An 11,367-nucleotide genomic window follows, 5' to 3' on the forward strand; every position below is an offset into this window, starting at 1 on the left:
AACCCTTGCCGATGGCTTGGTTTTTACGGCCCGGGGCTTCACGAACCGCCTACGCGCGGTAAGTTTCTGGCCATGCCACGTGGACGTCACCGCCATTCCCCGCCCTTGCACAGGGTGCTGCCGCCGTCGGCGATCGCAGGCGTCTCGGTCGTCTGTGCCCTAGGCCCCTGGGTGTCCACGGACGCCCTGGTGCTGCGGGTCCTGGCCGGGGCGGGTGCGGTGACGGCCGTCCTCGGCGCGTTCGTCATGCGGCGCTGGGACATCCAGGCGGGCAAGCAGGTGGCCGACCTCACGCGCGCCCGTGCCGGCGACGAGTGGCGGTACGAGGAGCGGGTCGCCGAACTGGAGACCGACCTGGAGGAGTCGCGCGAACTGCGCGCCAAGCTCGAGCAGCGGCTGCGGGCCAAGCGCACGGAACTGGCGGGCCTGCGCAACGAGCACGCGGCCCTGCTGCGCCGCTACGCCACGGCGGAGACGGAGCGGGCCAGCGCCCTGGAGGGCCGCCGCCTGCTCGAACTCGAGGCCCCGGTACGCGCACTGCCGCCGGCGCCCTCGAAGAAGGACGCGACGACGATCGGGGACCAGCCGGCCAGCCCGGCCCCGGCGGTCTTCTCCCGCGAGGGCGCGCGGCTGTACCAGGCGGCGAACGCGGCACTGATCCGTCTCGCCACCGGCGCCGAGCGGGAGGACGAGGCGGAGGGGAAGCCCCGGGCGGCCGACGCGCAGGAGCACGCGGCCGCCACCGGCGAGACGCCGGAGACCCAGCCCGGCGGCCACTTCGCCGTGCCGACCGCCGTGGCCGTCGTACCGCCCGCCCCGCCGGTACGGCGTCCCGTGACCAACGGTGAGTTCGACTTCTTCGGCACGAAGGCGACGCCGACGCCGGCGGCCCTGGAGGCCGTCCAGAACGAGGACCTCGCCGACGTGGTCGGCCAGGAGGCCCTCGCGCTGCACAAGGCGGAGACGGAGGCCGACTTCAAGCCGGCCGACGACGCGACACCCCGCGCGGGCCAGGTCATCGACCTGACGGCCCACGACGAAACAGAACAGATAGACGTCCAGAGCCTGCGCAGCGCGGCGTCCTGACTCCGTCGGCCGACCCGGCGTTTGTGTTGCCCGGTGCTGTGGCTGGCCGCAGGGGGGGGTGCGCTCACCGGCGCTGGCGGGGTGCCTCCCCCAAGCTCTTCGAGCAGGGGCCCCCAGCCCACCCGTGCCGCCCCAGGGGCACGACTGCCCGCAGCTCAGCGAGCTGAAGGCGCGCGCCACGGCGTTGGTGCAGTCGCCGACGGCGGCGAGGGGACGGGGTGGGGGGTGTCCGCCCGCAGCGGCCGGCACCGGGAACTGGCGGGCCTGCGCAACGAGCACGCGGCCCTGCTGCGCCGCTACGCCACCGCGCGCCCTTGTCGGAAACGGGCGGCCGGACCGAGGACGGACACCCCCCACCCCGGCCCCGACCCACAGCGAACCGAAGGCGCGACACCAGCCACCCACACACCGCAACGGGCCGCCGCAGGCATATAAGGGGCGCGGGGAACTGCGCGACCAGCCACAACGCACCCCGCACAGGCCGCCGCAGGCAACCGCGACCAGCCCCCACGCACCCGCAGACGAAGAACCGTCAAAGCCTCACGCCATCCATCGATCAGCCCGCGCAGCCCTCCGCCCCGTCCGAGACCGCTCCGCCTGCCCCCGCAGCAGCTCCGCCGCCTCCCCGGCCCCCCTCAACCGTGCCGTGACCGTCTTGTCGGCCCCCGTGTCCACATGCACATCGGCCAGCCCCCACAACCGCTCCCACGGCCCCTGAGTGACCCGCACGCTCTGCACCTTGGCGTGCGGCACGAGCGCGACGTGCCGCCGCAGCAACCCGCGCCGCGCGGCGAACACGTCGCCGTCGACGGCCAGCCCGTACCCCCGCCACCACACCGGCAGGCACCACCCGGCCCGCCGCCCCGGCCGCGACAAGGACGACATCGCCGGCACGACCACCCCCGGCAGCACGCGCGCGACGACCGCCTCGGCGACCTCCCGCGGAGCGACCGGCACGAGCACGGAGTTCGACGACCCGGCCACGTCCAGCTCCACCCGCACCCACCCCCGCCGACGCCACAGCAGCGGCTGCACGATCCGCACCGTCTGCACCCGCCCCGGCGGCACCGTCTCGTGGCTGCGGTCCAGCAGCCCCCGGTCGATGCGCAGCCCGTCCGGCGACTCGCCGACCGTCCAGTCGTACTCCGCGACGAACCGCCCCACGCTGCTCGCCCCCGCCGTGCCGAGCAGCGGTGCCGCGGCCGCGAGGACCGTCCACAGGCTGTGGGTGGCCAGCCACAGCACCGGCGGGACGACGAGCGCGGCGACCAGCGAACCCCAGGTGGCGCCCGTCAGCACCAGGGAGAGCGCGAGCGCCCGAGGCGGTACGCGCAGCACCTCGCGCGCCGGCGCCTCCCCGACCTCGTGCGCCGTCTCGGGCGCGAACCCGGCGGCGCGCGCCAGCAACTCCGCGCGCAGCGCACGCGCCTCGCGCTCGCCGAGGAACGCCAGCTCGTCCTTCTTCTCCGCGCCGACCACGTCGAGCCGCAGCTTCGCCACGCCCGCGATCCGCGCGAGCAGCGGCTGTGTGACGTCGACCGCCTGGATCCGCTCCAGCCGGATGTGCGCGGTACGCCGGAACAGCAGCCCGGTGCGGATGCGCAACTCCGTGTCGGTCACCGAGAAGTGCGTGAACCACCACGTCAGAAAGCCGTACAACGCGGCCGCCGGGACGATCACGGCGAGCGCGAGCAGCAGCGTCGTGGTCGTCAGCCGGGTCAGCTGCCGCTGCGCCTGGTCGGGGTCGTGCACGGCCCAGCCGACGATCACCGCGATCGGCGCCCACGCCCGCCGCAGCGGCGTCACCGGGTGCAGCCGCCGCTCGCCCGGGGTCCGCTCCTCGGGTACGCCCTGGGCGGCGTCCGGCGCCGTCACAGCCCCGCCGATCGGGCCTCGCCCAGCTCGGTGAGCCGGTCGCGCAGCCGTTCCGCCTCGGCCGGGTCCAGTCCGGGGATGGTCGCGTCGGTCGCGGCGGCCGCCGTGTGCAGCTGCACGCTGGCCAGCCCGAAGTACCGCTCGACGGGACCGGAGGTGACCTCCACCAGCTGCATCCGCCCGTACGGCACGACGGTCTCCTCGCGCCACAGCACACCCCGGCTGATCAGCAGGTCGTCGGCGCGCTCGGCGTACCGCCAGGACCGCCAGTTGCGGCCGAGCAGCACCCAGCCCCACGCCGCGAGCGCCAGGGGCAGCAGCGCGAACGCCGCCCAGGCCGGCCCGACGAGCAGCCCGGGCAGCAGCCCGGCGGCCAGGGCGATGAGCCCCAGCCACACCACCAGCAGCAGCCGCCGCATCCGCAGCAGTCCCGGCGGCAGCCCGGTCCACACCGGCTCCGCCACCTGTTCCGTCGTCCCCATGTCCGCCGCATCCCGCCGGTCGTGCGGGCTCCCCGTCTCCATGCCGCCAGCGTACGTAGGAGAGACTGTGTCCATGACTCCTACGACGGAGACCATGGTCGGGATCGGCGGCGCCGCGGAAAGCACCGACATGGTGCTCAACATCGGCCCCCAGCATCCGTCGACGCACGGCGTGCTGCGGCTCAAGCTCGTGCTGGACGGCGAGCGCATCATGCGCGCGGAGCCGGTGATCGGCTATATGCACCGCGGCGCGGAGAAGCTCTTCGAGGCGCGCGACTACCGCCAGATCATCGTGCTCGCCAACCGCCACGACTGGCTGTCGGCGTTCTCCAACGAGCTGGGCGTGGTCCTCGCCGTCGAGCGGATGCTCGGCATGGAGGTGCCCGAGCGCGCGGTGTGGACGCGCACGCTGCTGGCGGAGCTGAACAGGGTGCTCAACCACCTGATGTTCCTCGGCTCCTACCCGCTGGAGCTGGGCGGCATCACGCCGGTCTTCTACGCGTTCCGCGAGCGCGAGGTGCTGCAGAACGTCATGGAGGAGGTCTCCGGCGGGCGTATGCACTACATGTTCAACCGTGTCGGCGGCCTCAAGGAGGACCTGCCGGCCGGCTGGAGCGCACGCGCGCGTGCCGCCGTGGCCGCCGTGCGTTCCCGTATGGACGTCTTCGACGACCTGGTCCTCGGCAACGAGATCTTCCGTGGGCGCACCCGGGACGTGGGCACGCTCGCGCCCGAGACGGTGCACGCCTACGGCGTGAGCGGCCCCGTCGCGCGTGCCTCCGGGGTCGACTTCGACCTGCGCCGCGACGAGCCCTATCTCGCCTATCCGGAGCTGCAGGACACGCTGAAGGTCGTCACCCGGACCGAGGGCGACTGCCTGGCCCGCTTCGAGTGCCTGCTGGAGCAGACGCACAACGCGCTCGACCTGGCCGACGCCTGCCTCGACCGGCTGGCCGAGCTGCCGCCGGGACCGATCAACCAGCGGCTGCCGAAGGTCCTGAAGGCGCCCGAGGGGCACACGTACGCGTGGACCGAGAACCCGCTCGGGATCAACGGGTACTACCTGGTCAGCAAGGGGGAGAAGACCCCGTACCGGCTGAAGCTGCGCTCGGCGTCGTACAACAACATCCAGGCGCTGACCGAGCTGCTGCCGGGGACGCTGGTCGCGGACATGGTGGCGATCCTGGGGTCGATGTTCTTCGTGGTCGGGGACATCGACAAGTAGGGCACGCGGAGGCCATCGGCCGGCCGTCCCGTGAACACGGCCGGCAGGTCACCCGGCAGCGAGCGGGTCGGGTACGCCCACCGGCTGGAGCAGCCAGCCGAAGTCGCCGAGGCCGCCCGGCGCGGTCAGCTCGGCGGCCTCGCCGGCGCTCGCGAGGGCGCGCACATAGGCGGCGGGGTCCGTGGAGGCGAGCGTGAGCGGGGGGCGTGCGCCGGTGATGCCCAGGGCGCGCAGCGCGTCGCGCTGGGGGAGTGTCCGCCCGCCCGGCAGGGCGCACGCGTCCAGGGCCACATGCGCCGTGATGTCGCACGACCCGTCCGGTACGGGCGCCGTCCCGCGCCCCTTCCTGAAGCCCGTCAGCGTGCCGAACGGCGGGCGCGCCGCCACCGTGTGCGCGTAGTCCACGGCCACCGCGAGCCCCCGCGCGACGCCGCCCACCGCGGCCGCCCACGCCTCGTCCCGCGGCCGTCCGATCTCCGCGCGCAGCCCCGGCTCCCCGGTCAGCGGCCACCAGCGCGCCAGCCACGCGGCGTCCGCGCCCGACACGGGCCCGCCGAGCCGCTCGGTGCCGTCACGCCGGACGAGCACCAGCCGGGCGGTGCCCGCCGCGTCCACCTCGGCGACCTCGACGGGTACGTTGTCCAGCCACTCGTTGGCGAAGAGCAGCCCGGTGATCCCCCGCGGCGGCTCGGGAAGCCACTCGATCCGGTGATCGAGCCCGGCGGGGCGGGCGGCGACCTCGACGGCGCGCACGCGCGTGCGGGCGGCCACCTCGGCGGGCAGCGCGGCCAGCACCCCGGCGGCCAGCTCTCCGCGCCCGGCGGCCATGTCCACGAAGTCCAGCACGGCGGGCCTGCCCAGGGCCTCGTCCACCCGGCCCAGCAGCGCCGCCACGGCCCGTGCGAACAGCGGGGAGGCGTGCACGGACGTACGGAAGTGCCCGGCCGGCCCCTCCGGCCTCCGGTAGAAACCCTGCGCGCCGTACAGCGCGTCCTCGGCCGCGGCCCGCCAGCCCCGCCAGCCCCGCCAGCCGTCCGTGCCGCCCGCGCGGTCCGCAGTCTCCTCGCCCACGCGCACAGACTAGGCGCACAGGTGATCGCGGCCTCCACCTTGGGGAGTACGCTCGCCGGGCGGGGATCGGCCCTCCGGTTGACCCCTGCACCTATCTCACTTGCCTACGCTGGGTTACGTGCAGCGCCTCTACGACTTCCTCCGCAGACACCCGATCGGTGTCGACGCCTTCTGGGCCGTCGTCCTGTTCGGGCTCTCGCTGATGTCCGCGGGGGCCGGTCAGACGAACCGGGGCACCGATGCCCTGGCGCTGATCGTCCCGGTGGCGCTGCTGCTGAGCCTGGTGGTCGCGCTGCGGCGGCGCATGCCGGAGAAGATGCTGCTGCTGGCCGTCGCGCTGGGCGTGGCGCAGCTGGCGCTGGACGTCGAGTCGATGGCCGCGGACTTCGCGATGCTGGTGATCGTCTACACGGTCGCCGCCACCGGGGCCCGCTGGGCGTCCCGGCTGGCGCTGGGCGTGGGCCTGAGCGCGGCCACCGTGGCGCAGATGCGCTGGCCCAACGAGGACACCGGCGTGGCGGGCAACGTCGCCGTGGTGGTGTTCCAGACCGTCCCGTTCGCCCTGGCCTGGGTGCTGGGCGACTCGATACGCACCCGCCGCGCCTACTACGCCCAGCTGGAGGAGCGCGCCGCCCGCCTGGAGAAGGAGCGCGAGGCGCAGGCGAAGGTCGCGGTGGCCGCCGAGCGCGCCCGCATCGCGCGCGAGTTGCACGACGTGGTCGCGCACAACGTGTCGGTGATGGTGGTCCAGGCCGACGGCGCGGCCTATGTGCTGGACGCTGCTCCCGACCAGGCGAAGAAGGCCCTGGAGACGATCTCCTCCACCGGCCGGCAGGCCCTCGCCGAGATGCGCCGCCTGCTCGGCGTGCTGCGCACCGGCGAGCACCAGGAGGGCGGCGAGTACGTCCCGCAGCCCGATGTGGAGCAGATCGAGGACCTGGTCGAGCAGTGCCGGGGCTCCGGCCTGCCCGTCGACTTCCGGGTCGAGGGCACGCCGCGCCCGCTGCCCAGCGGCGTCGAGCTGACCGCGTACCGGATCGTGCAGGAAGCGCTCACCAACACGCGCAAGCACGGCGGGCCCAACGCGGGCGCCAGCGTGCGCCTGGTGTACTTCGACGACGGGCTCGGCCTGCTCATCGAGGACGACGGCAAGGGCGCCCCGCACGAGCTGTACGAGGAGGGCGGCATCGACGGCCGGGGCCACGGACTGATCGGCATGCGGGAGCGGGTCGGCATGGTCGGCGGCACCCTGGACGCCGGGCCGCGCCCGGGCGGAGGATTCCGCATCAGCGCCCTCCTGCCGCTCAAGCCGGCGCACTGACCGACCCTGTGACCCAAGAACGGAAGAGGCCCGATGACGATCCGCGTAATGCTCGTCGACGACCAGGTGCTGCTGCGCACCGGGTTCCGGATGGTGCTTGCCGCGCAGCCGGACATGGAGGTCGTCGCGGAGGCGGGTGACGGTGTCGAGGCCCTTCAGGTGCTGCGTTCGACGGCTGTCGACGTCGTCCTGATGGATGTGCGCATGCCGAAGCTGGACGGCGTGGAGACCACCCGCCGTGTCTGCTCCGAGCCCGACCCGCCCAAGGTGCTCATCCTGACCACCTTCGACCTGGACGAGTACGCCTTCTCCGGGCTGAAGGCGGGCGCCTCCGGTTTCATGCTCAAGGACGTGCCGCCCGGCGACCTGCTCGCCGCGATCCGGGCCGTGCACAGTGGTGACGCGGTCGTCGCGCCGTCCACCACGCGCCGGCTGCTGGACCGGTTCGCGCCGATGCTGCCGTCCGCCGGCGGGGAGCCGCAGGTCAAGGAGCTGGAGCGGCTCACCGAGCGGGAGCGCGAGGTGATGGTGCTGGTGGCCCAGGGCCTGTCCAACGGGGAGATCGCCGCCCACCTTGTGCTGTCCGAGGCGACCGTGAAGACGCACGTGGGCCGCATCCTGACCAAACTGGGGCTGCGCGACCGCGTGCAGGTGGTGGTCCTGGCGTACGAGACGGGTCTGGTGCGGGCCGGCGGACACGGCTGACCGGCCGGTGCGGCGCCGGTAGGGTGTCGGGCCATGCTCCTGTGGATCAACGGCCCCTTCGGCGGCGGCAAGACACAGACGGCTCATGAGATACGGCGGCGGCTGCCCGGCAGTGTCATCTGCGACCCCGAGCACGCCGGCTTCGGTCTGCGCCGCATGCTGCCGCCCGAACTGCGTGGTGACTTCCAGGACCTGGTCTCCTGGCGGAAGGGCGTCGTCGAGGTGCTCGACCTCGCGCTCACCCGGCACGACGGCGTGGTGATCGTCCCCATGACGGTCACGGACCCCGGGTACTTCGCGGAAACCGTCGGCCGGCTGCGCGAACTGGGCCATGATGTGCGGCACTTCGCGCTGCTCGCCGAGCGGGAGACCGTCCTCAAGCGGCTGCGTGAGCGCGGCTTCGGTCACCTCGCGGCGTTCGTCGGCGGCAAGAAGGCCGGACTGCGCCGCGAGAGCTGGGCCGTGCAGCAGCTCGACCACTGCCTGGAGCGGTTGCAGGAACCGGAGTTCGCGGAGCATCTGTGGACCGACCACACCACGGTGCCGAAGACAGCCGACCGCATCGCGGTCCTGGCCGGCCTGCGGCTGACCCCGAACACCGAGGGCCGGCTGCGGACGCGGCTGCGCCAGACGGCGGTGGGCCTGCGCCACATCCGCTTCGACTGATACGGCCCGAGGGGGGCGGTCCGTCGTCGGCGGCCGACGCTCCGCTGACTCCGGGCCACCCGGGCGGGCTACCGGAGGATCCCCTCCAGGAAGTCACTGCCGAGCCGGGCCACCACGGTCACGTCCAGCTGGTGCAGCACATACCGTCCGCGGCGGCGCGTGGTGATCAGGCCCGCCTTCTTCAGCACGCCGAGGTGCCGGGATATCTCGGGCGGCGTCATGTCGTGCACGCGGGCCAGCTCGCCCGTGGTGTACGCGCTGCGGGCCAGATGGCGGCAGATGCGCATGCGCACCGGGTGGGACAGGGCGGTCATCCGCAGGGTGAGTTCCTCGACCGACGTGGGCGCGGTCAGATCGAGGGAGCCGACGGGGTAGTGCAGCAGGGGCTGCCAGCCCGTTCGGTGCAGCACGTTCAGATGCGGCCAGCCGAGGCTGGTCGGGACGAGCAGGAGACCGCCGCCCGAGGTGATCGTGAGCGCCTGGGCCAGCTTGTCCACGACGATGTGCCCGCTCTCCTCGTCGAGGCTCGTCGCGGGGGAGACCGCGGTGAGGGCCTCCGCCAGGCCCTTGCGCCGCAGCAGGTCCGTCTTGTGCCGGGCGTCGGCGGCCAGTTGGTGGCGCAGCCGGGCCCAGACGTCGGCGAAGAAGGCCTCCTCGCAGTCCTCCAGAAAACGACGCAGCCAGGCCCGGACGCTGGGCGGGTCGTCCAGCAGCCGCCGGGTGAAGCGCACCTGCCGCGGCCCCCGGGAGGCGGCCACCTCCAGGGCCCGGCAGCGCACCGCCGGATCGTCGAGGATTCCTTCCTGGGGCGCGGCGGACGCGGGCGTGCAGGTGAACTCAAGCGCCGCGTCGACGAACTGCCCGTCCGTCAGTTTGTCGACCAGGTCGAGGTCCTCGGCGAGCGTGGCCCCGGGCAGGGTGCTGCGGCCGGGGATGCCGGCGAAGGGCATGAACAGGTCGGAGAACGTCGTCCGCCACAGGAAGTCGGCCTCGCACATCCGGTCGGCCAGATGCGGATCGAGCCGGGCCGTCACCCCGGTCACCCAGCCCTGCAGGCCCGGGTGGTGTCCCGGTTCGCACAGGGCGTGCAGCGCCATGCCGAGCTCGGCCAGCGCCGAGGGCACGACGGCCACCTGCTCCGGCCGCAGCCCCGTGATGTCGATCCGCACGCTCATGACCCCATGGTGCACCCCACCACTGACAGCGCCCCCGCCGATTGACGGCAGCCGTCAATCGGCGGGACTTGTGCGGCGGGCCGGGCGCAGGCTGAGGTCACCGAGGCAGTCGCGGAGCCTTCCGGACCCTTCCTGCACTGCACGTCCCTGCACTCCACATCTCTGCACGCCACATCCCTGGATGTCACGTCCCGAAGAGGCGATCCGCCATGAGCATCACCCAGCAGTACCTCCTCGACACCCACCGCGCCCGGCAGCACGGCGAGGCGGCCCCGCCCGCGCCGGGAACCGGTGAGTGGCAGCTGGTGCGCGAGCTGTGGTGCCACGGCCGGTTCCGCGCGGTGCTCGCCGGGCGTCTGGTCCGCCGGTGCCCTAGCCGGCGAGGCCACGCACGCGCGTGACGAAGTCGGCCACCGCGGCGCGCACGTCGGCCTCGCTCCACTCCAGGCCGGCGGCGCGCACCGTGACCTCGGTGTGGGACAGACCCGGCCCGGCCTGGGCCCACGGGCTCTGGAAGAGGAGCGTCCTCGTCTCCTCGCCCTGGCGCACCGCCGCTTCGGACAGCAGCTGCGGGCCGTAGGGCAGCCAGACCTGGAACTGGTGGGTGTGCGGCACCTCGGGGTGTACGCGCGTCCAGGGCAGGCCTGCCTCGGCGAACCCCTCGCGCAGTGCGGCGGCCACCACGCGCGCGTGCGCCACGTACTCCGGCAGCCGGGGCAGTTCCCACTCGAGACCGGCGAGCGCCGACAGCACGGTCGGGAACTGCTGCAGGATCATGCCGCCGTAGCGGTGCCGCCACGTCTTCGCGTCCTCCACCAGCGTCGCGGGGCCGGCGAGGGCCGCGCCGCCGAAGCCGTCGAGGGACTTGTAGAACGACACGTACACGCTGTCCGCCAGGCCGGCGATCTCATCGAGCGGGCGGCCGAAGTGGGGCGTGGTCTCCCACAGGCGCGCGCCGTCGATGTGCACCACCGCGTCGCGCTCGCGTGCCGCCTCCACGACCTCGGTGAGCTCCTCCCACGACGGCAGCAGGAAACCGGCGTCGCGCAGGGGCAGCTCCAGCATCAGCGCCCCGAAAGGCTCCGGGAAGGCGCGCACCTCTTCGGCCGTCGGCATCCGTGGCTCGCTCGTCAGGGGGACCGTGCGCAACCCGCTGACGGCGGTGAACGCCCCGCCCTCGTGCACCTGCGGGTGGGCCAGCGCGTGCAGGACGACGGTGGTGTCGCCGGTGCGGGCCGCCCAGCAGCGCAGGGCGACCTGCTGCGCCATGGTGCCGGTCGGGAAGAACGCCGCCGCCTCGGTGCCGAGCAGCTCCGCGGTCCTGGCCTCCAGCGTCTCGACGATGCCGTCGCCGTATTGGTCGGGGCGGTCGTCGAGGTCGTGCAGCCGTGCCGCGCGCTCCAGGAACGCCAGGCGCTCCCGTAGCGTTGCCAGATAACCGGGGCGCGAGAGCACCCGTTGTGCGCCCCTGTGTGCAACAAGGCGCCGATCGCGCATCTGCTCGCGCCACCCGTCGGCCGCCGGCTCCTCCGACTGCCGCGCCGGATGACCCGTCTCGTCCGCCGGCTGTCCGTCCTGCTCCGCCGCATCGCTCATGCGCGCGATCATGCCGTGCGCCGGACAAGACGGGCATCCGCATTTCTCCTCCGTGGCGCCTCCCAGGCGCGGCCGGGGCCCGGCTCCACGCCGCCCCTGCGCGGCGTGGCGTAACCCACAGCCTGTGGACGAACGGACGCCTCCCGACCCGATAGCGTTAACATG

At 73.6% G+C, this 11,367-nt stretch carries 11 protein-coding genes; 6 read left to right on the forward strand and 5 right to left on the reverse strand.

Annotated elements, in window-relative coordinates; all coding sequences use genetic code 11:
* The first annotated feature begins 72 nt into the window (after nt 1-72).
* Complete coding sequence (locus tag AB0J12_RS24125; protein WP_363266444.1) at nt 73-1,086, forward strand: hypothetical protein; 1,014 nt, start codon at nt 73-75, stop codon at nt 1,084-1,086.
* Between the two features lie 540 nt (nt 1,087-1,626).
* On the opposite strand, the gene AB0J12_RS24130 is transcribed toward AB0J12_RS24125, so the two are convergent.
* Nucleotides 1,627-2,961, reverse strand: a complete 1,335-nt coding sequence (locus tag AB0J12_RS24130; RefSeq protein ID WP_363266445.1) for a PH domain-containing protein — start codon at nt 2,959-2,961, stop codon at nt 1,627-1,629.
* A complete protein-coding gene (locus tag AB0J12_RS24135; RefSeq protein ID WP_363266446.1) occupies nt 2,958-3,485 on the reverse strand; it encodes a PH domain-containing protein in 528 nt (175 codons plus the stop codon). The genes AB0J12_RS24130 and AB0J12_RS24135 overlap by 4 nt, the downstream gene beginning before the upstream one ends.
* A 31-nt stretch (nt 3,486-3,516) precedes the next feature.
* On the opposite strand from AB0J12_RS24135, the gene AB0J12_RS24140 reads away from it, so the two are divergent.
* Entirely contained in the window at nt 3,517-4,668 is a 1,152-nt protein-coding gene (locus tag AB0J12_RS24140) for an NADH-quinone oxidoreductase subunit D (RefSeq protein ID WP_363266447.1), read from the forward strand.
* Nucleotides 4,669-4,716: 48 nt separating this feature from the next.
* Here the strand turns inward: AB0J12_RS24140 and AB0J12_RS24145 are convergent, their stop codons facing one another.
* On the reverse strand, nt 4,717-5,739 hold the full coding sequence (locus AB0J12_RS24145) for an SAM-dependent methyltransferase (RefSeq protein ID WP_363266448.1): 1,023 nt from the start codon (nt 5,737-5,739) through the stop codon (nt 4,717-4,719).
* A 118-nt stretch (nt 5,740-5,857) separates the two neighbouring features.
* Here AB0J12_RS24145 and AB0J12_RS24150 point away from each other — a divergent pair, with 118 nt between their 5' ends.
* From AB0J12_RS24150 to AB0J12_RS24160, 3 genes are read left to right on the forward strand one after another with little or no spacing between them, the layout of a single operon-like run.
* Nucleotides 5,858-7,060, forward strand: coding sequence for a sensor histidine kinase (locus tag AB0J12_RS24150; RefSeq protein ID WP_363266449.1), 1,203 nt, complete (start codon nt 5,858-5,860; stop codon nt 7,058-7,060).
* Between the two features lie 33 nt (nt 7,061-7,093).
* Nucleotides 7,094-7,765, forward strand: coding sequence for a response regulator transcription factor (locus AB0J12_RS24155; protein ID WP_363266450.1), 672 nt, complete (start codon nt 7,094-7,096; stop codon nt 7,763-7,765).
* 33 nt (nt 7,766-7,798) lie between these two features.
* Nucleotides 7,799-8,431 carry an AAA family ATPase gene (locus AB0J12_RS24160; protein WP_363266451.1) on the forward strand — a complete coding sequence of 211 codons (633 nt, stop codon included), beginning with the start codon at nt 7,799-7,801 and terminating at the stop codon, nt 8,429-8,431.
* 68 nt (nt 8,432-8,499) lie between these two features.
* Here the strand turns inward: AB0J12_RS24160 and AB0J12_RS24165 are convergent, their stop codons facing one another.
* Nucleotides 8,500-9,606, reverse strand: coding sequence for a DUF5937 family protein (locus AB0J12_RS24165; protein ID WP_363266452.1), 1,107 nt, complete (start codon nt 9,604-9,606; stop codon nt 8,500-8,502).
* 209 nt (nt 9,607-9,815) lie between these two features.
* On the opposite strand from AB0J12_RS24165, the gene AB0J12_RS24170 reads away from it, so the two are divergent.
* The gene (locus tag AB0J12_RS24170) at nt 9,816-10,007 is read left to right on the forward strand and encodes a hypothetical protein (protein WP_363266453.1); all 192 of its coding nucleotides are present in this window, start codon (nt 9,816-9,818) and stop codon (nt 10,005-10,007) included.
* Here the strand turns inward: AB0J12_RS24170 and AB0J12_RS24175 are convergent.
* Nucleotides 9,979-11,202, reverse strand: a complete 1,224-nt coding sequence (locus AB0J12_RS24175) for a beta-eliminating lyase-related protein (RefSeq protein WP_363266454.1) — start codon at nt 11,200-11,202, stop codon at nt 9,979-9,981. The two genes, AB0J12_RS24170 and AB0J12_RS24175, sit on opposite strands and share 29 nt — an antisense overlap.
* Between the last annotated feature and the right edge of the window lie 165 nt (nt 11,203-11,367).

This window comes from Streptomyces sp. NPDC049915 (genome assembly GCF_040656475.1).
Classification (GTDB): Bacteria; Actinomycetota; Actinomycetes; order Streptomycetales; family Streptomycetaceae; genus Streptomyces.